This is a genomic window from Limosilactobacillus avium (assembly GCF_947381485.1).
Classification (GTDB): Bacteria; Bacillota; Bacilli; order Lactobacillales; family Lactobacillaceae; genus Limosilactobacillus; species Limosilactobacillus avium.
The window spans coordinates 19900-41225 of the sequence record NZ_CANCWN010000014.1 but is presented as its reverse complement, the minus strand read 5'-3'; the positions used below and the strand labels follow the sequence as shown (position 1 = coordinate 41225).

The 21326-nt window shown below is 50.1% G+C and carries 16 protein-coding genes; 13 read left to right on the top strand and 3 right to left on the bottom strand.

What is annotated here, in order from left to right; all coding sequences use genetic code 11:
- The first annotated feature begins 43 nt into the window (after positions 1-43).
- The 5 genes from gyrA (at position 44) to QOS01_RS05925 (ending at position 4712) form a co-directional block, all read left to right on the top strand.
- The gene (gene gyrA / locus QOS01_RS05945) at positions 44-2545 is read left to right on the top strand and encodes a DNA gyrase subunit A (protein WP_283621524.1); all 2502 of its coding nucleotides are present in this window, start codon (positions 44-46) and stop codon (positions 2543-2545) included.
- 190 nt (positions 2546-2735) lie between these two features.
- A complete protein-coding gene (rpsF, locus tag QOS01_RS05940) occupies positions 2736-3032 on the top strand; it encodes a 30S ribosomal protein S6 (protein ID WP_283621519.1) in 297 nt (98 codons plus the stop codon).
- A gap of 35 nt (positions 3033-3067) precedes the next feature.
- Positions 3068-3643 (top strand): single-stranded DNA-binding protein, encoded by a 576-nt coding sequence (gene ssb, locus QOS01_RS05935; protein ID WP_283621518.1) that lies wholly within the window; start codon positions 3068-3070, stop codon positions 3641-3643.
- Between the two features lie 32 nt (positions 3644-3675).
- Positions 3676-3912 carry a 30S ribosomal protein S18 gene (gene rpsR / locus QOS01_RS05930; RefSeq protein ID WP_003665240.1) on the top strand — a complete coding sequence of 79 codons (237 nt, stop codon included), beginning with the start codon at positions 3676-3678 and terminating at the stop codon, positions 3910-3912.
- A 71-nt stretch (positions 3913-3983) separates the two neighbouring features.
- A complete protein-coding gene (locus tag QOS01_RS05925; protein WP_283621517.1) occupies positions 3984-4712 on the top strand; it encodes a zinc ribbon domain-containing protein in 729 nt (242 codons plus the stop codon).
- A 60-nt stretch (positions 4713-4772) separates the two neighbouring features.
- On the opposite strand, the gene QOS01_RS05920 is transcribed toward QOS01_RS05925, so the two are convergent.
- Entirely contained in the window at positions 4773-6584 is a 1812-nt protein-coding gene (locus QOS01_RS05920; RefSeq protein ID WP_283621516.1) for a LytTR family transcriptional regulator DNA-binding domain-containing protein, read from the bottom strand.
- A 343-nt stretch (positions 6585-6927) separates the two neighbouring features.
- Here QOS01_RS05920 and QOS01_RS05915 point away from each other — a divergent pair, with 343 nt between their 5' ends.
- Positions 6928-9852 carry an SEC10/PgrA surface exclusion domain-containing protein gene (locus QOS01_RS05915; protein ID WP_283621515.1) on the top strand — a complete coding sequence of 975 codons (2925 nt, stop codon included), beginning with the start codon at positions 6928-6930 and terminating at the stop codon, positions 9850-9852.
- A 160-nt stretch (positions 9853-10012) separates the two neighbouring features.
- Here QOS01_RS05915 and QOS01_RS05910 read toward each other — a convergent pair whose 3' ends face one another.
- Positions 10013-11194, bottom strand: coding sequence for an MFS transporter (locus QOS01_RS05910; protein WP_283621514.1), 1182 nt, complete (start codon positions 11192-11194; stop codon positions 10013-10015).
- A gap of 185 nt (positions 11195-11379) precedes the next feature.
- On the opposite strand from QOS01_RS05910, the gene QOS01_RS05905 reads away from it, so the two are divergent.
- From QOS01_RS05905 to aldA, 7 genes are all read left to right on the top strand, one after another.
- Positions 11380-13401 (top strand): DHH family phosphoesterase, encoded by a 2022-nt coding sequence (locus tag QOS01_RS05905; protein WP_283621513.1) that lies wholly within the window; start codon positions 11380-11382, stop codon positions 13399-13401.
- A 5-nt stretch (positions 13402-13406) separates the two neighbouring features.
- The gene (gene rplI, locus QOS01_RS05900) at positions 13407-13859 is read left to right on the top strand and encodes a 50S ribosomal protein L9 (protein ID WP_222258337.1); all 453 of its coding nucleotides are present in this window, start codon (positions 13407-13409) and stop codon (positions 13857-13859) included.
- A gap of 33 nt (positions 13860-13892) precedes the next feature.
- A complete protein-coding gene (gene dnaB / locus QOS01_RS05895) occupies positions 13893-15305 on the top strand; it encodes a replicative DNA helicase (RefSeq protein WP_283621512.1) in 1413 nt (470 codons plus the stop codon).
- Between the two features lie 96 nt (positions 15306-15401).
- Positions 15402-16604, top strand: a complete 1203-nt coding sequence (locus QOS01_RS05890; RefSeq protein ID WP_283621511.1) for an MDR family MFS transporter — start codon at positions 15402-15404, stop codon at positions 16602-16604.
- 12 nt (positions 16605-16616) lie between these two features.
- On the top strand, positions 16617-16925 hold the full coding sequence (locus QOS01_RS05885; protein WP_283621510.1) for a hypothetical protein: 309 nt from the start codon (positions 16617-16619) through the stop codon (positions 16923-16925).
- 258 nt (positions 16926-17183) lie between these two features.
- A complete protein-coding gene (locus QOS01_RS05880) occupies positions 17184-18305 on the top strand; it encodes an NAD(P)-dependent alcohol dehydrogenase (protein WP_283621509.1) in 1122 nt (373 codons plus the stop codon).
- Positions 18306-18363: 58 nt separating this feature from the next.
- Positions 18364-19815, top strand: coding sequence for an aldehyde dehydrogenase (gene aldA, locus QOS01_RS05875; RefSeq protein ID WP_047769613.1), 1452 nt, complete (start codon positions 18364-18366; stop codon positions 19813-19815).
- 100 nt (positions 19816-19915) lie between these two features.
- Here aldA and QOS01_RS05870 read toward each other — a convergent pair whose 3' ends face one another.
- A complete protein-coding gene (locus QOS01_RS05870; protein ID WP_283621508.1) occupies positions 19916-21301 on the bottom strand; it encodes an L-cystine transporter in 1386 nt (461 codons plus the stop codon).
- Positions 21302-21326 lie beyond the last annotated feature (25 nt).

The window sequence follows — 21326 nt, the reverse complement described above, 5'->3', positions numbered from 1 at the left end:
TCGGGGATAATACGGAAAAGGAGGAACGACATTGGCTGAAGACATGTCAAATAATCGAATTACGGACGTTAAACTGACGAGCCAGATGAAGAACTCATTCCTGGACTATGCCATGAGTGTTATCGTCTCCCGGGCCCTGCCAGACGTTCGTGATGGGCTGAAGCCGGTTCAGCGGCGGATCCTGTACGGGATGAACGAGCTGGGAGTTACCCCGGATAAGCCTTATAAGAAGTCTGCCCGGATTGTCGGGGATGTCATGGGGAAGTTCCACCCCCACGGTGACTCCTCGATTTATGAAGGGTTAGTCCGGATGGCCCAGGACTTTAGCTACCGTTACATGCTGGTTGACGGTCACGGTAACTTCGGTTCGGTCGACGGTGATAGTGCGGCCGCCATGCGGTACACCGAGGCACGGATGAGCAAGATCGCGGTGGAAATGCTGCGGGACATCAACAAGGATACCGTGGACTTCCAACCAAACTACGATGGGACCGAAAAGGAACCCGTTGTCCTGCCGGCCCGCTTCCCGAACCTCTTGGTCAACGGGGCTTCTGGGATTGCCGTCGGGATGGCGACGAACATCCCAACCCACAACCTCGGTGAAGTCATCAGTGCCATCCACATGCTGATGAAGAACCCGGACGTAACGATTCCTGAACTGATGAAGGCCCTCCCTGGTCCGGACTTCCCGACCGGTGGGGTAGTCATGGGCAAGGCTGGTATCCGGAAAGCCTATGAGACTGGCCGAGGCAGCATTATCGTGCGGGCCAAGGTTGATATTGAAGAGCAAAAGAACGGCAAGCAGCGGATCATTGTCCACGAAATTCCGTACATGGTCAACAAGGCCAACCTGATCAGCCGGATCGCTGAACTGGCTCGGAACAAGGAAATTGACGGGATCACCGACGTTAACGATGAAACCGACCGGGACGGGATGCGGATCGTGATCGATGTCCGGCGTGACGCCAGTGCGGAGGTCATCTTAAACAACCTTTACAAGATGACCTTGATGCAGACAACCTTCAACTTCAACATGCTGGCAATCGTCAACGGGGCGCCAAAGATCCTCAGTCTGAAGCAGATTCTGGAATACTACCTGGAACACCAGGAAAGCGTCGTTCGCCGGCGAACCCAGTTTGAGCTGAAGAAGGCCCAGAGTCGGGTGCACATTGTCGAAGGTTTGCGGATTGCCCTGGACCACATCGACGAAATCATCAACATTATCCGCCAGTCCCAGACCAGTGAAGTTGCCAAGAGCCAGTTGATGAACAACTATGGTCTGTCAGACCGGCAAGCCCAGGCCATCCTGGACATGCGGCTGGTCCGGCTGACTGGTTTGGAACGGGAAAAGATCGAGGCCGAGTACAAGAAGCTGATGGCTGCCATTGCCGACTACAAGGACATCCTGGCCCACAAGGAACGGATCAACCAGATCATTTATGATGAACTGATGGAAATCCAAAAGAAGTTTGGCGACAAGCGGCGGACCGAGTTGCAGGTTGGTGACATTACCAACATCGAAGACGAGGACCTGATTGAGGAACAAGACATCATTGTGACCCTGACCCACAACGGCTACATCAAGCGCCTGCCGGTGGACGAATTCAAGTCCCAGCACCGTGGTGGCCGGGGCGTCAAGGGGATGGGCGTTCATAACGACGACTTCATTGAGCAGCTGATTTCCAGCTCGACCCATGACCTTCTCCTCTTCTTCACCAACTCCGGGAAGGTTTACTCCATGAAGGGGTACGAGGTTCCCGAATACGGGCGTTCTGCCCAGGGGATTCCAATCATCAACCTCCTGAATATCGACAGCAAGGAAAAGATCAGTGCGGTTATCAACGTGTCCCACAAGACCAACGATGATGACAAGTACCTCTTCTTTACGACCAAGTACGGGACCGTCAAGCGGACAGCGGTACCAGAGTTCAAGAACATCCGGAGTAACGGTCTGAAGGCCATTAACCTCCACGATGGGGATGAGCTGATGGACGTTGCCGTGATTGAAGATGGTCAGCCGATGATTATCGGGACCCACCACGGTTATGCCCTGAGCTTCAACTCCGACGTTGTTCGGTCAATGGGCCGGAGCGCAGCCGGTGTCCGGGGAATTCGCCTTCGTGATGATGACTACGTAATTGGCGCGGCCCCACTAAACGCCGACTCCAACGTCCTGGTAATTAGTGAAAACGGCTTTGGAAAACAAACGCCGGCTAAGGATTACCCAATCAAGGGCCGGGGCGGTCTTGGTGTGAAGACCGTCAACGTGACGAAGAAGAATGGTCCACTGGTCGGGATGACGACCGTGGATGGGGACGAAGACATCATGCTGGTCACTGACCAGGGTGTCATCATCCGCTTCGGCATCGAAAGCGTATCGCAAACCGGGCGGGCAGCCGTTGGTGTCCACCTGATGAAGATGGACAACGGCGCCAAGGTTGCTACCATGGCCAAGGTAGAAAAGGAAACTGATGACGACAGTGACCAAGCTACCGCTGACCAGGAAGAAGCCGCCGACCAAGTAAGCGAAGAAAATCCTGAATAAAAAGATGTAAATCCTGAAAAATGCGTATTTAATAAGTGACCGCATTTTTCAGGATTTATCGTTATCGTCGCTTGTTTTATAGTTGTATTTATGCTATATTTTATATCTGTGAGTATACGTACAGACGTCTACTCTCCTTGTTCTTCTTTACTTTAAGGAGAACCAGAGTCCATAAGGAGGTGTAACATTCATGGAAACACGTAAATATGAAATTACTTACATCATTCGTCCTGACATCGAAGAATCAGCTAAGAGCGAACTGGTTGACCGGTTCGACAAGGTTCTGACGGACAATGGTGCAACCATCGCTGAATCAAAGGACTGGGACACTCGTCGCTTTGCTTACCCAATCAACAAGTACACTGAAGGTACTTACCACGTAGTTACTTTGACTACTGATTCTGACGAAGCATTGAACGAATTTGACCGTCTTTCTAAGTTCAGTGACGATATCCTACGTCACATGATCGTTAAGCTTGATGCTTAATTAGATTGTCATTTTAATAGAGAGGAGAACGATCTATGATTAATCGTGCAGTCTTAACTGGGCGTTTAACGCGAGATCCTGAGTTGCGGTACACTACAAGCGGGACGGCAGTGGTATCCTTTACCCTGGCCGTTGATCGTCAGTTCCGGAACCAAAATGGGGAACGGGATGCTGACTTTATCAATTGCGTCATCTGGCGTAAGTCCGCGGAAAACTTTAGCAACTTCACACACAAGGGTTCACTTGTTGGGATCGAAGGCCGGATTCAAACCCGGAACTACGAAAACCAGCAGGGTAACCGTGTCTACGTTACTGAAGTAGTGGTTGATAACTTCGCATTGCTTGAGCCTCGTCAAAATAACGGGATGAATCAGCAGGGTGGCCAGCAACCATTTAGTAATGGCAACAATCAACCGTTTGGTGGTCAATCCCAGCAATTCGGTGGTAATCAACCGCAAACTAATAATGCTCCTCAAGGAAACCCATCACCAAATAATGGTGGTTTTGGTGGCAACAACAATGCCCCAACCAGCAACGCGCCATTCTCACCCGACAGCAACAATGACGGGGAACAGAAGATTGACGTTTCCGATGATGAGTTACCATTCTAAATAAATTTTTTACCAGATAGGAGGGTAATTTCATGGCACAACAACGTCGGGGCGGTCGTCGTCGTCGCAAGGTCGACTTCATCGCCGCTAACCACATCGAATACATCGATTACAAAGATACTGACTTATTACGGCGGTTCATCTCCGAACGGGGTAAGATTTTACCACGTCGGGTTACTGGTACCAGTGCTAAGAACCAACGTAAGTTAACTATCGCTATCAAGCGTGCACGGATTATGGGTCTTTTGCCATTTGTTGCTGAAGATTAATTCGTGAATAAAAAGAGTGAAGCAAGAACCAACGATGGTTCCTGCTTCACTCTTTTTTGTGGGGTCCAAAAATGAAGAAGTGTCCAAAATGTAACACCATAAACAGTGACGACGCTCACTTTTGTCGCTATTGCGGGGCCAAGTTACCGGGGATGTTTGCCCTGGTCTGTCCTAAGTGCGGGAAGGTCTCCCCACTCGGTACCAGGATTTGTCCCGTTTGCCATACCTCCCTAAAACAGGCTGCCCACCAGCCCGTTGCCACTACGCCTTACGTGCGGCGGCGTTACCGGTGGACAACCAAGCTAGTGGTGGCGGCCATCACCGTATTATTGGCCCTGGGGACCATCTATTATGTCGTTAACACCCAGCAGCTGAGTTTGGACCAGCGGTCAGCGGGCTATGATGAGGTAGAGATGACCTATTACGACCAGCATAAGCACCGCCTGGGGGCCGACTACTATATTATTCGTGGGACGGCCAAGGAGCCGGATAATTCGCGCCTGCCAGTAGCGTATATTGGTCACAACCAGGCCGGCAAAGAGCAGGTTGATGGGGTTAGCGTTGACGCCATGCGCCGGGCCTACCGCCGTAGCAAGCAGCACGGTGAGCTGGTTATTAACGCCCACAACACCATCCTGACCGTTCCCCGGCGGGTAGAGATCACCATTTCGCGTAAGGAGGTGCGTGGCAGCAATGGCTACTTCGCACCAAGCTTGGATACCTACTACCCAGTTAAGGTCAGTGGTAATCCGGCGGCACGCTCTCTTAAGATATGGATAATCATTTCGACTGCGGGATAAATTATGAAAAACGGGCTCCGGCGTCCAGAAATTACTTTGGACGCCGGAGCCCGTTGCTGTTTACTTTCCTTGTGGGTGGATAATCAGTGCCTGTTCAACCCAGTGGTGATTGGACGAGGAATTGTGCTGGATGAAGGGGTACTTGGCGAGTAGGATCCGGAGGTTACGCAGCCCCAGTGAATGTCGGCTACTGGTGAGGCCGTTAAAGTTGCCGGCAAGCTTTTGCAGGTCGATCTGTGCCTGCTTGGTTGAGTTGCCGACGACGATGTATTGGGCGCCATCCTTGGTGAAGAAGCTGAAATTGACCTTCTTTTCTGCGGATAATAGGGCGGCATTGACGGCGTTGTCGAGGAGGATGGAGATCATCCGGAGGACGTCCACGGTGTCCACCTCGGCGGACAGTTTAATGGGGTCGACCACCTCCACGGTGACATCAATTTGCTTGTTGATGGCCGCCATTACCTTGCTGTAGACGAGGCTTTTAATTTCCAAGTCCTCGATATTGGCGATGTGCCCCAGGACCGCGGTTCGGATTTCGACGTTGTCATTGGTGGGCAGGACGATTTGGTCAAACATCTTCCGGACCTGGTCAATGGTGCCGTTCTTGATCGTATCCTGGAGACTCAACAGGATATTTTTGTAGTCATGGCGGAAGCGCCGGAGGTCATCACACATCGCCTCAATATGGCTAGTGTAAGTTTGGAGGTTCCTAAGCTCGACCGCCTGGTTAACCGTCAAGTCGTAGTAACTAAAGTAATTGGCACTGACCTTTACCGTCGCTAGTACCAGCAGGAAGTATCCCAGTGCAACAAGGACGTAAACGGGCGTCGGCAGTTTGATGACCTGGATGTGGTAGCCGAAGCGGATAAAGTGAAAGCTAGCGTAGACCACGTTTACCAGCCAAGCAAAGAGGGGGCGCTGGTGAATAACCACCTGGATGTACCGCCGGTAAGTGGGCACAAACCGCTTTAACAGGGCGTAGGCGACCAGGCCTTCAACGATAACGATAAAGTCACCACCCCAGTTACTGAAGATTACCGCTGTTTGGGGAGAAAAGTGGCCGTAAATGCCGATCACGGTTGGGCCAATAATTGCCATGGCGATAAAGAGGGTCATGGTTACAAAGATGTAGTTACTGGCGACAAACGTGTAGGACTGTTGCCGGTGGGTAACGAAGAAGTAGATGATTAAGGGGACGACTAGCAAAAGAAGGAAGATGAGGAGGAGCGACCGGAAGGTGATAAAGAGGAGGACGGCGTTAACCAGGTAGCTGCGGTGTACCCGGAAGAAGCGCTTGTCGGCCTTGCCGATTTCGTGGAGGTTCTGGTGGATTTCAATTGTTCGGTGGTCGATAGTGTAAATGGTCGCGGAATGCGTATTACCGTTGTTGGACTTGAAGTAGCAGATATCGTCAAGCAGGATTGTCTGCGTTTGGTTGTAGATGCGGTAACTAAAGACGTCTGTTTTGGCTTCCTGCTTCCGCTGGGCGATGAGGTGAAAATCCGTCAATAGTTCATGGGCGACGTTGTCATGATCCTTGGAGATAAAATCAAGGGCCTGTACACGGTACTTATAGGTGGTTGGCAGGAGTTCGTCGTGGACGGTGATGAAGATAATCGTTGCCAAGTGGTCGACCTGACGAATCAGCTGGCTGAGCTGGAGACCGGCCTGTTTGTTGTCGTTGATGCTCAGGTCCAGGATAAAGACGTTGTCCAAGCTGGGTTCCGGTAGGGCCTTGGTCAGGCGTGAAGTTGAACTAAAGGGAAACACCAGTGAATCCGTTATGTTTAGCTTGGCTAGCACCTGCTTGGTTATGGTTTGGAGCTCAGCCAATTGCTGTAAATTGTCCTCCAGAATGAATACTTTTAACATTAGATAATCCCCCTATGACTCTATTATTTACTATAAATTAGTAATATTAGGGGGTCCAGCACCATGTTGGCATCCCAAGCAAAAAATTAAAAAATACTGAAAAATAGGTGTCTGTTTTTCAGTTCTAGGTTACTCTTTTTCATTCAAGCACGGGGAAAATGCTTTTTCGGACCTAAAGGCGATCATCTTTGGCCCTTTAGAAGTATGCTAATAATTGTAAATCCTACTTTTCTATAATTTGGCAACCGGGAAATGGGAGTCTTGGTTGGCGAGTTATGGAAAAGATTGGGAAATCCATAAGCTATCTATCGTTTAGGAAGTAATTCTAGGGGGAGTATATATAATGGCGAAGTTAAATAAGTCTAAGGTTTTAAAATCCGTTGCATTAGTCGGGGGAGTGGCCGCAGTCGGTGCGGTTTCAACAAATGTTGCCCATGCGGATGCTGATGCACCACAAGTAGCAACCACCCAAAGTGCTAGTAATCAACAAAGCGCTGATGCCCAAATTGATCAACTGAATAATCAGTTACAAAATCAAAAGGCATCTCAAGCAAGTAGTGATCAAGCTGCAATTGCAACTGAGACTACTAAAGTTAATAAAACTGCCTCTGACGCGACTGCCAAGGAAAACGCAAGCTATTCTGATGCTGTAACTAAGCAAAAAGCTGCAAATGCGAAGACCTTAGCTGATGCTCAAGCACACATCACAACGCCAGCGCAACAACAGGAGCAACGTCAAGCTGCACAAAAACAGTTCGCCAAGGACCAGCAAAAGCTTAATGATTCTCACCAAGCAAATTTGAAGCAATTAAAGAGCAAGTATGATACTCAAACTGCTAAGATTAATGACCAAATCAAGAGTCATCAAACTGCAGCACAAAAAGAGCAGAGTCAAAAAGTAGCTAACGCGACGGCGAAAATTGATGGTGAAATTAACGATACTCAAACTAACGTTAATAACTTACAAGAAAAGGTTAACCAGGACCAAGTTGATGTTACTAATGCCCAAAGTGACGTTAAGAAGGAGCAAGGAAAATTAACCGCCGCCCAAGATGCACTTAAAGATGCACAGAAATTAGCTGATTTAAAGCAGCAGCAGGCAACTGCTCAGGACGCATTGAAAAAGGCACAAACAGAATTAGCAGCAGCCCAAGCGGCGCACAAGGACTCTATTAAGCAACTATCGGCCTTACAAGATAAGGTCAAAGAAGCTCAGCAACAAGCCGATTTGGCTGACCAAGCTTACAGTACTGCTCAACAAAACTTACAAAAAGCTCAAGCTACACTGCAAAGTCAACAAGCCCAGTTAAAAGCTTTACAAGAACGTAACGTTATTACCGTACCAGCGGGCTATATCGATACCTGGAAGGAATACTTGAGCCAAAAGAAGAGTACTGACTATGTATTGTCTAAAAACGATTACCCAGAACTGTGGAATAAGATGAGCAAGCTTGACAAGGAAGCTCAAGAACTAAACGTTTACCATGACAATGAAGCCGCTAAGCAAGTTAAGGTTGTTCTGAATGCCAACGGTACTTTATCCCGGGACGACATTATTAAGGCTACTCAATTTGCCGCTCAATTAATCAATCCACTACGTAAACAACTTGGCATTGTGCCATTCTCCATTACTAATGCATCTATTGATATTGCTCAAGATGTTGAAAATGGCTATCGTAACGACAAATGGAATATGTGGACTAGCGCTGGCCATGACACCGCTCTGTTAGGCAAAATTGCTAATAACTGGGGCGTTGATAACGTCAGTGAATCATGGGCAGGAGACATTTCCTTCTCCAAACCAGAATGGCAACAAGATGATGGATTATTTGTTCACTATTATGACAACTTAACACTCAACGATCTTTATCGAGGAGTATATGATGCTCTCGTTAGCTTATTGTTCGAGGATGCTGAACAAGATTATGGCCACACTACTGACATCCTTGGTCTACGGACTCCTAACACAGAACGACTTGGGGTCGGTTTTGATTATGGTAAAGGTGACAAAGGCTGGGGCCAAGTTAATGTTGGTGGTTTCCACTTCGACTCGATTGCTGATAAGACTTCCCAACAATTGCAAAATATGGCTAATCAAGGATATATTTGGAAGGGAATAGATCCTAACTCTAAAGCTAACTTACCAGAAAACATTAAGGAAATTGCTATTCCAACCGATAACATCGCCCAACAAATCAGTGCCCTGCAAAGCCAGATTGCTAAGAGTCAAACAGCTGTTCAAAACGCCCAAGCAAAGGACAATCAAGCTAAGAGCGATAATGATCAAGCAAAAGCTTCATTAAAGACTGCTCAAAACAACTTGAATAAAGCCAAAGCTGATGCTCAAAACAGTACCTTAGTTAAGGACCAAAAAGCTGTTGACGCTGCTCAACAGAAGGTCGATCAATTAACAAAACAAGTTGAAGACTTACAATCAAAAGTCGATACTAAGACTGACACCAAGCAGGTACTTTCTGATGCCCAAAAGGCACTGAAGCAAGCACAGAATAAGTTAGATAGTGCAAAGCAAACCTATCAAAAAGATACTGATGCCTTGAAAGCAGCGCAAAACAAGTTAACTTCCTTAAAGGCAACCCGTGATAATGACATTAAGAACTTGGCTGGAGTTTCAACCGGCGTTGACTCACCAGAAGTTACCAAGCTCAAGAATCAATTAAAGAATGTTAATGATGGCTATACCGCAGAGGTAAATAAAGAAAACGCTGATTATCAAGCTAAATTCAAGGCCGCTAAGGAAGCCTACGACAGTCAAATCCATGATATTGATGCTAAGCCAACCTCAGTTGCTGAATTACGTAAGCAACTGGATGCTAAGTTAGATCAGCTAAAGGCATATCACGAAGCAAAATTAGCTAAAATTAAGTCTGATGCCCAAGCACAAATCAATGCTTACAAGCGGCAACTCCAAGCTCAACACGCTAAGGAAAATCAACCAATTTTAGATAAAATTGCTCAAATTAAGGCCGAAGAAGCTGCTACGACTGCACAAAACAGTCATAGTAACGCCACAACAAGTGTAATTACTGGTAACAGTAATAGCTATTCGTCAAAGAACGGAATTACAGTTCTTTTGCCAAGTGAAAGCGGTACTATGGACAATCATGTTAAGGTTGCCCCTGCTTCAGAAGAAAACGCTCAGCAAGGTAAATTGCCACAAACCGGCAGTCAAAGCGCCTTGGCTGCAATTATCCTTGGTGCAGCTTCTGCGATGTTTGGCTTTGGCCTTGCTGCTAAGAAGCAGTACTAAAGACAAGCTGTGTTGGTAAATTATTAAATAAGTTAACCGCATTATTTCTCATGTGACGGTATGAAAAAGTAACCCTCGAGTTTTTCTTGAGGGTTGCTTTTTTCACTATTATTAATAGAAATCTCGGGAGACAATAGGAGTGACTGCGTTGCAATTTTCATCACCGCCGCTTAACCCGCGCCAATGCGAAGGTCAGGATGGTGGCGACCAGGCAGTAGGCCAGCGAGTTCCAGCCCAGGGCGGTCAGTCCCCAGTGGCGGTAAACCTGACCGGCACTCATAGCCGCCAGGGCGATCCCAACATTGTAAAAAATTGCACTGAGGGTCGAGGCTAACATCACGGCTGACGGGTACCGCGTGGTGGCGAGGTCTAAGAAGAACACTTGAATTGGGGACCCAAAGATGGCAACGGTGAAGCCCAGCAAGATTAAGAGCAGGACCCCGGTCCACTGGTTTCCCATCAGCGTGCTGAAGAGGGTCAGTAAGACCAGGTTGATAATGTAGACCGGGCGGAGGGTCCGAAAGCCACCCCGTGAGGCAATCCTTCCCGATGCCTGGTTAGCAAAGATATCAACGACCCCGAGGATGAGAAGGATCAGGCTGAGCTGGTTGGCGCTGAAGTGGAGGGTTTGCCGAATCAGGGGCCGGATATAGGTGTAGTAGCCGTAGAGAGTCGCCGCCGCGCAAATGACGAAGCAGATGCCCCACCATATCTGGTAGTCTTTCAGTAGGACTAGCTGGTCACGGAAATTCCCCTTCTCCCCGGGCAGGTTGCGCGGGAGGACCATAAAGGCCAGCAGGGTGGCAACCGCCGTGACCACCGCTACCATCACAAAGGCGTCCTGCCAGCGCCAGTGGTTGGCAATGATGGTCCCCAGCGGAACCCCGACCACGGAGGCCAGGCTAAAGCCGGTGTAAATATAGGCGACCGCCATCGACCGCTGTTTGGGGTCCTTAGCCAGCTGGTAAACGATGACGGAAAGGACCGACTCAATCATCCCCGCGACCGACGCGGTAATGACCCGGGAAAGCAGGAAAATATTTAGGGTGGGTGAGCAGGCACTCAGGATCGTCCCCACCAAAAAGACCAGCAGCATCCCGACCAACAGGTAGTACTTATTACAGTGGTTGGTGCCCAGGGCAACCAGCGGGGTCACGATGGCGTAGGTCCACGCAAAGACCGCCACCAGCCAGGAAATTTGGCTTAGTGATTCGTGATAAGTGCCCGCAATTAGGGACAGGTTACCGACAACCATAAATTCGTTACAGCCCAGCATGAATGAGATCAAAACGAACATGACGATGAGAATATTAAATTGGTGATGACTAAGCTTCTGGGTCATTTTTCCTCCATACTATGTGTCTGAGCGTCTCCTTAATAATTTTACTCTAGTTAGTAATATACTAATAGTAGAGGGACTAGTCGACCAGTCGATTTTTAAGCCAAGACGAGTCCCCGGTTGATGTGATATGATAGGATTATCCAAGAAAAAAATGGGCTAACTGGGCCCTTTTTGGGAGGATTACTATGCAAAAGTTTTTCAGTCGTGAAACCTGGCTGTTTTATTTTAAACACCCAGCGGTCCGCTGGAATGTCTGCTATTTGCTATTATTAACCATTATTAGTTTATGTTTTGCCTTTATCTTTAACTGGCTAGTTGGGGTAGTTGTGCTGGTAATCGCCCTCGTCGGCGGCCTGACCAGTGTGAAGCAGCTGCGCCGGCTCGTCATTGACGCTAATGAGTACCTGAATCACTTGCTATACCAGATTAAGCAGGGCCAGCAAGAGGCCCTCTTAGAGATGCCGATGGGGATGATCATTCTTAACCGCCAGCACGCGGTGGAATGGATCAACCCTTACATGGCGCGGTATTTCAGCCTGAAGCGGGTAGTTGGCAAGCCACTCGCCGAGGTCGATCAGGAGCTCGCGCAGTTGGTTCAGCAGCATGCGGATGACCAGAAAGCGCAGGTCGTATCGTGGCAGGGACGACAATTTGAGTTTCTCGTCCAGAACAAGAACCACGTGGTCTACCTGATGGACGTCACGAAGTATGAACAGATCAGTAAGCAGTTTAAACGGGAACAGATTTTCCTCGGGAATATCTACCTCGATAACTACGATGAGTTGATCCAGGGGATGAGTGATTCCGCGGTCTCCAACCTCCATAATTACGTTACCTCGGAGATTAACAAGTGGGCGACCGCCAACCACCTTTTGATGAAAATCATTGATGATGATAACTACCTGATTATCGGGCACGAGGCTTCACTACAGGCCCTGGAAAAGAAAAAGTTTAAGATCCTGGACGTGATTCGGGAAAACACGTCCCAACGCAACTCGCCGGTGACCCTGAGTGTCGGGATTGCCTACGGGGAAAGCGACCTGGTCAAGCTGGCCGACACGGCTCAGAATAATCTGGACCTTGCCCTCGGCCGGGGTGGCGACCAGGTAGTTGTCCGTTCTAAGGATAAGCCGGCCCGCTTCTACGGTGGGAAGACCAACCCGATGGAGAAACGGACCCGGGTGCGGGCACGGATGATTAGTCAGGCCCTCAAGGAATTAATCAGCCAGGCTGACCAGCTCTTTGTCATGGGGCATAAGAACCCCGACATGGACTCACTGGGTGCCTGCCTGGGGATCCGCCGGATTGCTGAGATGAACGGCAAGGAATGCTGGATCGTAGTCGATGATGAGCACCAGCACTCCGACATTCGCCGGCTGATGCGGGAAATCGACAACTACCAGGGAATCAAGGACCACGTGATTTCCCCCGAGGCGGCCATCAACAAGTCGACCAGCAACAGTCTGCTGGTAATGGTGGACCACGCCAAGGAAAGTATCACGATCTCGCCGGCCCTCTTTGAGAAGCTGCAAAACCGCCTCGTGATCATTGACCACCACCGGCGGGGCGAGGAGTTCCCCGAGAACCCACTGCTGGTCTACATCGAGCCGTACGCTTCCTCAACCTGTGAGCTGATCACCGAGATGTTCGAGTACCAGCCACGTGAAGGGAAGGGGCTGAACAAGCTCGAGGCCACCACGATGCTGACGGGGATCCAGATCGATACGAAGTCGTTTACCAAGAGCGCCGGGACGCGGACGTTTGATGCCGCCTCCTACCTGCGTTCGGCGGGGGCCGACGGGATGATGATCCAGGCCTTTATGAAGGAGGACTCGCACAGCTTCATGGAGCGTAACCACCTCCTGGCGCGGGCGGAGATCAGCAACTCGGTGGCCATCTGTGCCGGCGAAGAGGACCGTTACTACGACTCGGTAACGGCGGCCCAGGCGGCTGACATGCTCCTGCAGATTGCGGGGGTGGACGCTTCGTTTGTAATTACCCTCCGGTCGGGCAATATGATTGGCGTTTCGGCCCGGTCAATGGGCGACTTTAACGTCCAGGTAATTATGGAGAAGATGGGCGGCGGTGGCCACCTCGCCAACGCGGCGACCCAGATTAGTGGCCAGACGATTGCCCAAGTTAAGGAAACACTGCTGGGCCTGTTGAAGCAGGACCCGGTTAATGAAACAGAAGAAACAGAGGAGTGACAGACATGAAGGTTATTTTTACACAAGATGTTCGTGGACGCGGTAAGCGGGGCCAAGTCAAGGAAGTTCCAGACGGCTACGCCCAAAACTACCTGATCAAGCGGGGCCTGGCTAAGCAGGCTACCAAGGCTGCAATGAGCCAGTTAGCCGGCCAAAAGCGGGCCGAAGAAAAGCACGCGGCCGAAGAACTTGCCGAGGCCAAGAAGGTTAAGAAGGTCCTGGAAAATGACAAGACGGTTGTTGAACTGAGCGGGAAGGCCGGGACCGATGGCCGGATGTTTGGCTCGATTTCCACTAAGCAGATTGCCACGGCCCTCGAAAAGCAGTACAAGGTTAAGATTGACAAGCGGAAGATTGAACTGGCCGCCCCAATCAAGGCCCTTGGTTACGTTAACGTGCCAATCAAGCTGCACCCAGAAGTAACTGCTGAAATTCGGGTTCACATTGCCGAAAAGTAGTTGGTAAATTGTTAAGACAAAAGAGGTATCGCCATGGATAATGCACCAATGCAAGAAGAACCGCGCGATATTGAAGCAGAAAAAGCAGTTCTTGGAGCTGCTTTTTTAAGTAAAAACGCGCTGGCGGATGCAATGGAATACTTGGAGCCGCATGACTTCTACAAGCGTGCCCACCAGTTGATTTTTGAAAAAATGGTTGACCTCTATGAGGATGACCAGCCGATCGACCCGATCATGATGAACAGTGCCCTGGCTAAGGACAACCAGACGGAAAACGTTGGCGGCCCGGCCTACATTGCGGAACTGGCCTCCTCCGTCCCCTCCGCTAGAGACGTCAGCTACTATGCCAAGATTGTCCATGATAAGGCGACCCGGCGGCGGTTGATCAACACCGCCACGAAGATCATCAACAAGGGTTACGCCGACGATGAACGAATTGAAGACCTGCTCGACTCCGCCGAACAGGACATCATGCGGGTCTCGGAGGGCAATAACCAGTCGGACTTTAAGAAGATCAACACGGTCCTTGATGAGTCCTTAAACCACATCGATGAGCTTTCCCAGCAAAAGACCGACGTGACGGGGCTCAAGACCGGCTATAAGCAGTTAGATGAGATGACCACGGGGCTTCATAAGGACGAACTAGTCATCATCGCGGCCCGGCCCGCGGTGGGGAAGACGGCCTTTGCCCTAAACATCGCCCAGAACGTCGCCACCCGGACGGACGACGAGGGTAAACGGACCTCGGTGGCCATCTTCAGCCTGGAAATGGGGGCCGAGTCCCTGGTCAACCGGATGCTGTGTGCGGAAGGCAACATCAATGCGAACCACCTACGGACCGGGCAGCTGACGCCCGAGGAGTGGGAAAGCATGTACATGGCCATGGGGACCCTGTCGAATGCCCAAATCTTCATCGATGACACGCCGGGGATCAAGGTGGCCGAAATCCGGGCCCGCTGCCGGCGACTGGCTAAGGAACAGGGTAACCTGGGCCTGATCGTGATTGACTACCTCCAGCTGATTGAAGGGAGCAACCCCGACAACCGGCAACAGGAAGTTTCGGAAATTTCGCGGCAACTCAAGAAGCTGGCCAAGGAACTAGAGGTCCCAGTGATCGCCCTTTCCCAGCTGTCACGGGGAGTGGAACAGCGACAAGATAAGCGGCCGGTCCTGTCCGATATCCGGGAATCCGGATCGATCGAACAGGATGCCGATATCGTTAGTTTCCTCTACCGGGACGACTACTACGAGCACGATGAAGACGATGATGAGGACCAGGGTGGTGGCCCTGGTCAACAGGATGACGATGATGCTGCTAACGTCAGTGAAGTCGAAGTCATTATTGAAAAGAACCGGTCCGGTCCGCGGGGCACGGTCAAGCTGCTGTTTGCCAAGTCGTACAACAAGTTTGCGTCGGTGGCCTACGTTCCGGAAGACCACCAATGATAACTATTTGTCCAGCATGAATATACGGAGAAAGTAGGGCTAGAGAAAAGGTGTTTTTTCCAGCCTTTTCTTTGCAATCGGGAGGAGATGTCACGGATGCAAAAAGAGAACGGGGTTCAACTGAAGTGGCTGCTGGTTGGAATCTTCATCAGTAGCATTGGCAACAGCTTTGTCTGGCCCCTCACCACTATCTATATGCATGAGCAGTTGCACGAGTCGCTGACCGTTTCCGGGATTATCCTGCTCTTCTACTCGGGGGCAAACGTGGTTGGGAGTTACATCAGTGGGCTCTTATTTGACCGCTATAACCCCCGCCACCTGTTGCTCAACGGTTCCATCGTGGCAACCATCGTGATCGCGTTGATGATCTTCTTTAACGGTTGGCCAATCTACGCCTTCCTGTTGACTGCCATTGGTTTTTTCAACGGCTGGATTATGACGATGATCAACTCCTACGCCACCCGGACGGGCCAGGATGGGCGCTACGTCTTCAACATGCTTTACTTTGCCAATAACCTGGGGATGGTGATTGGGACCACGATTGTCGGGCCCCTCTACCAGTACGCGCACGGTAACATTGCGCCCCTCTTTACGATTACTACCGTCCTCTACCTCATCTTCATCCTGATCGTCTTTGTCCACTTTAAGGATGGGGACGACAAGACTAGTGGGGAGACGCCGACGGTCGACATTACGGGGGACCAGCGGGCAGCCAAGATGCCCAAGGCCAACCTGTGGGTCTGCTGGACCTTCTTCATTAGTCTCTGCGTAATCTGGATGATGTACGAGCAGTGGTCCAGTAACCTCTCCGTCTTCATGACCGAACGGGGGATTTCGATGACCAAGTACAGCCTCCTGTGGACCATCAACGGGATCTTGATTGTCCTGGCCCAGCTGGCCCTTTCCTGGATCAACCGCTGGTACAACAACCCCTACATGCTGGTCTACATCGGGACGTTCACCATTGCCCTGTCCTTTGTCCTCCTCTTGGTTGCCAAGACCTACGCCTGGTTTATCCTGGCGATGGTGGTCCTGACGATTGGGGAGGCCACGGCCATCCCGACGATGCCGGCAATTGTAAACAGCCTTTCGCCCGTCGCGGTGAAGGGGAAGTACCAGGGAATTTTGAATGCCTACTCCTCGCTCGGTAAGGCGTTCGGGCCCCTCTTTGGTGGCTTGGTGATCGGCGCGGCTTCTTACCACGTCCTCTTTGTGATCTGTGCGGCGTCAATTCTTGTTGTTGAACTTATTATCCTCCTGGTTGCCAAGCTGAAACGGCAGGCGACTAAAGAATTCTAGGAAGTGATCGTGGTGTTTTATAACAACTTCGATAATGTTCACGGTGAGGACCGCTTCGGCCTGGTCGGGAAAACCGGGGACGGCTTTCGTGAGGACCGGCAGTTGGCCCTGCCCTGTTATAAGTGTCAGCAGGGGCCACTAGTGATTGCGGAGCGGAACTGGGTCGCCACCAACAATGATGACTCCCAGCGCTACCAAATCGTGGTTCGCTGCGTCCACTGTGGGGCGGTTGACGAGTTCATCGTCAACAACGGTCGTGAATACCAGATTGGTAAGCTCAAACATGCTTACCAAACGCCCAGTGAACAAGATTTAAAATAAAATAAAGCAGGTAAGGAAATAATATTCTTTACCTGCTTTTTTTGTCTTATATTTATAACTTTTCCGACAATCGTATGAAAACCTTTTCATTCGACAAGTAAAAAGTTTCACAAGTTTAGGTTGCCCTAACCCATACTATGAGTAGGCGTGTAACAATAAATAATAAAACTCTCATTTTTGAAAAACTAAAAATTATCAAACTTTGTGATAGTGTAAACATTGTAAAGCGATTGGATATATCTAAGGAGATGTATTGTTATGAAAATCAAAGCTGCTGTTGTAGATAAGAAAGGTGCAAAGTTTGATATTCGTGACGACGTTGAATTGGCTGATATGCAAGCTGACGACCTGCAAATTCACATGGTCGCAACTGGTATTTGCCACTCCGATGAAGCCCTTCGTAAGGGTGATGCCGAAATTGGTTACCCAATTATCTTAGGACACGAAGGTTCTGGGATTGTTGAAAAGGTTGGTCCTGAAGTTAAGGACTTCAAGCCTGGCGATCACGTTATCCTGTCATTCTATGGCTGTGGTAACTGTATCAACTGTTTGAAGGGTAAGCCAACGAAGTGCTTGAACTACGCTGCTAACAACCTGTCAGGTGTTCGTCCTGACGGCAGTGCCCACTTTACTGAAGATGGCCACCAAGTTGATGACATGTTTGACCAATCATCATTCACTACCACCACTGTTGTTCGTGAGCGGAACGCTGTTAAGGTACCTAAGGACCTTGACCTGCGGAAGCTTGGACCTCTGGGCTGTGGTTACGTAACTGGTTCTGGGACCGTCTTCAACACATTGAAGCCTGAACCAGGTTCCACCATTGCCGTAACTGGTACTGGTGCCGTTGGTTTGGCTGCTATGATGGCTGGTAAGATTTCTGGCTGCACGAAGGTTATCGCAATTGACCGTGTTCCAGAACGGCTGAACCTCGCCAAGGAATTGGGTGCTACTGACGCTATCAACACTAACGACGAAGACATGGTTAAGGCTATCCAAAAGCTGACCGATGGCAAGGGTGTTGACTACATCGTTGATACCACTGGTGTTACTAAGGTTATGCAAGACGCTATCCAAGCCTTAGCACAAGGTGGTGTTCTGGCTGCCATTGCCGTTACTGCTCAACACATCGACGTTAACACTTGGAACGACCTTTGCCCAGCTGACCGGACAATCGTTGGTGTTAACATGGGTGACTCAATTCCACAAGTTGACATTCCACGTCTGATTGAATTCTACAAGCTCGGCATGTTCGACTTCGACAAGACCGAAAAGTTCTACGACTTCGACCAAATCAACGAAGCCAACGCTGACTCTGTATCTGGCAAGACCATCAAGCCAGTTCTGATCATCGACAAGGACTACAAGCCAGGCGAATAATTTGCCCAGTAAAGTTGGTTTAAGGCATTAGATAGTACGCTTGAAAGGAAGCAATAAAATGGCTACACCACACTACAAGATGTACATTAATGGTAAATTTGTTGACACAGATTCAGGCAAGAAGATTACTGTAATCAGCCCAAACGATGAATCTGTTTTAGGGACCGTTCCTAGTGCCACGGTTGAAGAAACCCGTGAAGCAATTGACGCCGCTACGGAAGCTGAAAAGACTTGGCACCGGGTACCTGCACCAACCCGTGGAACCTACCTCCACAAGCTGGCCGAAGAAATTCGGAAGGACCCAGAACCATGGATCAAGAATCTGCAAGTTGAACAAGGTAAGATTCGTTCACTTGCTGAAACTGAAGTAAACTTCACTGCCGACTACTTTGACTACATGGCAGCAGCTGGCCGGACTTACAAGGGTGAAGTTATCCAATCCGACAACAAGGATGAGACAATTCTGCTGAAGCGGATGCCAATTGGTGTCATCGCCGGAATCCTGCCTTGGAACTTCCCATTCTTCCTGATTGCCCGGAAGATGGCTCCAGCTTTGGTAACTGGTAACACCATCGTATTGAAGCCAAGTTCTGACACCCCAATTGGTGCCCTTGAATTTGCTAAGCTCTGTGACAAGGTTGGTATCCCAGCCGGGGTTGTAAACTTTGTTACTGGACCAGGCTCGGTTGTTGGGAACGAACTTTCCAAGAACCCTAAGATCGGCATGGCCAGCTTGACTGGTTCTGTTGGCGCTGGTAAGCGGATCATGGCTGCCGCAGCTGACCACGTTGGTGAAGTTTCCCTTGAATTAGGTGGGAACGCTCCAGCTGTTGTTTGTGACGATGCTGATTTAGACGAAGCCGTTAACGACATCATCAACTCACGGTTCGACAACAACGGTGAACTTTGCAACAACGTTCAACGGGTATACGTCCAAGAAAACGTTGCTGACGAATTCATGGAAAAGCTGACTGCTGCTGTTAAGAAGATCACTGTTGGCGACACGGTTAAGAACCCTAAGATTGGCATGGGTCCACTGATCAACAAGGCCGCCCTTGAGAAGGTTGACAGCCAAGTAAAGCAAGCTGTTAAGGAAGGTGCCAAGGTTGTTACCGGTGGTAAGCCAGTTGACGGCAAGGGCTTCTTCTACGAACCAACAATCTTGACCAATGTCAAGCAGGATGGTTCTGCTATCCAAGACGAAATCTTCGGTCCAGTTCTGCCAGTTATGACCTTCAAGACCCTTGAAGAAGCCGTTGACATGTGCAACGACAGCACGATGGGCCTGACCTCTGGTATCTTTACCAAGAGCCTTGACCGGGCAGCCTACGCTGTTAACGAAATTCAAGCCGGTGAAACCTACGTCAACCGGAACTACTTCGAAGCTATGCAAGGTTACCACGCTGGTGTTAAGGAATCTGGTATCGGTGGTTCTGATGGTATGCACGGTATCCTTGAATGCACTGACACGAAGGTTGTTTACATCCAACGTCACCCAGAAAACATTTAATACTTCTCCTTTTATAAACTAAGTATCTCCTGAAAAAGGGGCACGACAATCAGCCGTGCCTCTTTTTTGGGTGCAATATTTGGAAATATTTCCCGGGAAATTATAGTTCATTAGCGACAATCTTGGACTGGTCAGCCAGCTTGTCGTGGTCCAGCTCACCCATGTTCTTGGCAGTTACGACCCCGGCAAGGATGGAATCGTTGACGTTCAGGGCGGTCCGGGCCATATCGATGATTGGATCAATGGCAATTAAGACTCCCATGATGGCAACGGGCAGGTTCAACGTCCCGAGGACCATCAGGGTCGTAAAGGTGGCCCCACCACCGACGCCAGCAACCCCAAAGGAAGCGATGACGTCAATGGCAATCAAGGTCAGGATAAACTGCCAGGAGAAGACGTTAATTCCGGCAGTTGGGGCGATAATTGCGGCAACCATTGATGGGTAAATTCCGGCACAGCCGTTCTGACCAATCGTCAGCCCAAAGCTGGCCGCAAAGTTAGCAATGGAAGAACTAACCCCCAGCGAGTCCCGTTGAATCTTGACGTTTAACGGCAGGGTACCGGCACTGGTCCTTGACGTAAAGGCAAAGATGAGGGCGGGCCAAGCCTTCTTGTAGTAGGCAACCGGGTTGATGCGGTTGACCAGCAGGATGATGGTGTGGACGATAAACATTACGGCAATGGCCACGTAGGCAGCGACGATGAAGGTGCCCAGCTTGGCGATGGAGGCAAAACTACTGGTTGCGGTGGCCTTGACCATCAGGGCGAAAATACCGTATGGGGTTAACTCAAGGACCATCTTTACCAGGCGGCTGACGATTGCCTGCAGGGCGGCGATTCCCTTGGCAAAGATCCGGGCCTCATCCGGCTGGTTATCGCGGAGCCACAGGAAGGCCACCCCGACCATCAGGGAGAAGATTACGACGGCAATGGTACTGGAAGACCGGGTGCCGGCAAAGTCAGCGAAGATGTTGGTGGGTAAAAGGTTGGTGATCTGTTGGGGAAGGGTCAAACCCTTTAATGTTGCCTGGTGGGTCTTAATGGCGTCAATGGCCGTCGAGTTGGCCGCCATCCCCTTGATGAAACTAGCTCCCTGGAGGTTGAAGGCCAGGACACTCATGATCCCGATGAAGGAGGCCACGGCGGTGGTGGAAAGGAGGATTCCCAAGACATTGGTGGTCATCTTCTTCAGGTTCGTTTGCTTCTTTAGCTTAGTGAAGGCGCCCACGAGGGAAACGAAGACCAGGGGGATCACCAGCATTTGTAGCAGGGCAATGTAGCCGTTGCCGACGATGTTGATCCAATCGATGGCCGTCGTGGCGGTTTTACTGGTGGGACCATAGATTAGTTGAATGGCCGCGCCACCGATGATTCCCAAGACCAGGGCCAAGAAGACGAGCTTGTTAAAGCCCCAGTGGCGACGGTGGAGGTAAATCATGCCGGCCATAATGGCGGCGGCGATGATGATAATAAGTAGTGCTTGCATTTTTAATGCTCTCTTTCTTTAATTT

What these genes read in the sequence shown, in the direction of transcription:
- QOS01_RS05925 (WP_283621517.1), top strand. Translation starts at nt 3,984, where the DNA reads ATGAAGAAGTGTCCAAAATGTAACACCATAAACAGTGACGACGCTCAC.
- QOS01_RS05870 (WP_283621508.1), bottom strand. Translation starts at nt 21,301, where the DNA reads ATGCAAGCACTACTTATTATCATCATCGCCGCCGCCATTATGGCCGGC.
- gyrA (WP_283621524.1), top strand. Translation starts at nt 44, where the DNA reads ATGTCAAATAATCGAATTACGGACGTTAAACTGACGAGCCAGATGAAG.
- dnaB (WP_283621512.1), top strand. Translation starts at nt 13,893, where the DNA reads ATGGATAATGCACCAATGCAAGAAGAACCGCGCGATATTGAAGCAGAA.
- rpsR (WP_003665240.1), top strand. Translation starts at nt 3,676, where the DNA reads ATGGCACAACAACGTCGGGGCGGTCGTCGTCGTCGCAAGGTCGACTTC.
- aldA (WP_047769613.1), top strand. Translation starts at nt 18,364, where the DNA reads ATGGCTACACCACACTACAAGATGTACATTAATGGTAAATTTGTTGAC.
- ssb (WP_283621518.1), top strand. Translation starts at nt 3,068, where the DNA reads ATGATTAATCGTGCAGTCTTAACTGGGCGTTTAACGCGAGATCCTGAG.
- rpsF (WP_283621519.1), top strand. Translation starts at nt 2,736, where the DNA reads ATGGAAACACGTAAATATGAAATTACTTACATCATTCGTCCTGACATC.
- QOS01_RS05880 (WP_283621509.1), top strand. Translation starts at nt 17,184, where the DNA reads ATGAAAATCAAAGCTGCTGTTGTAGATAAGAAAGGTGCAAAGTTTGAT.
- QOS01_RS05890 (WP_283621511.1), top strand. Translation starts at nt 15,402, where the DNA reads ATGCAAAAAGAGAACGGGGTTCAACTGAAGTGGCTGCTGGTTGGAATC.
- rplI (WP_222258337.1), top strand. Translation starts at nt 13,407, where the DNA reads ATGAAGGTTATTTTTACACAAGATGTTCGTGGACGCGGTAAGCGGGGC.
- QOS01_RS05910 (WP_283621514.1), bottom strand. Translation starts at nt 11,194, where the DNA reads ATGACCCAGAAGCTTAGTCATCACCAATTTAATATTCTCATCGTCATG.
- QOS01_RS05915 (WP_283621515.1), top strand. Translation starts at nt 6,928, where the DNA reads ATGGCGAAGTTAAATAAGTCTAAGGTTTTAAAATCCGTTGCATTAGTC.
- QOS01_RS05920 (WP_283621516.1), bottom strand. Translation starts at nt 6,584, where the DNA reads ATGTTAAAAGTATTCATTCTGGAGGACAATTTACAGCAATTGGCTGAG.
- QOS01_RS05905 (WP_283621513.1), top strand. Translation starts at nt 11,380, where the DNA reads ATGCAAAAGTTTTTCAGTCGTGAAACCTGGCTGTTTTATTTTAAACAC.